Source organism: Paeniglutamicibacter selenitireducens, from assembly GCF_051550675.1.
In the GTDB taxonomy this organism is placed as follows: domain Bacteria; phylum Actinomycetota; class Actinomycetes; order Actinomycetales; family Micrococcaceae; genus Paeniglutamicibacter.
On sequence record NZ_JBPULF010000024.1, the window covers coordinates 1 to 391 of the forward strand.

The 391-nt window shown below is 67.8% G+C and carries 1 protein-coding gene; it reads left to right on the top strand.

From position 1 onward, the window contains the following. The coding region (locus tag ACSYDW_RS18940) for a transketolase-like TK C-terminal-containing protein (protein ID WP_438340288.1) at positions 1-391 on the top strand (391 nt) is incomplete at both ends.

The window sequence follows — 391 nt, forward strand, 5'->3', positions numbered from 1 at the left end:
AATCGTGAAGGGGATCCACAGGGTTTCGGAAAACCACATGGAGGGACCCCGTGCCCAGCTGATGGCTTCGGGTGTCGCGGTGCCGTGGACCATCGAGGCCCAGCGCCTGCTCGCCGAGGACTGGGGCGTTTCGGCCGATGTCTGGTCGGTGACCTCGTGGAACGAGCTGCGCCGCGACGGCCTGGCCGCGGAACGTGAGAACTTCCTGAAGCCCGGATCCGAACCGCGCGTGCCGTTCGTCGCCCGCCAGCTCGAAGGGGCCAAGGGGCCGGTCGTCGCAGTCACTGACTACATGTCGATGGTTCCGGACCAGATCCGCCAGTTCGTGCCCAACGAGTTCGCGACCCTGGGCGCCGACGGGTTCGGCTTCTCCGACACCCGTGCCGCGGCC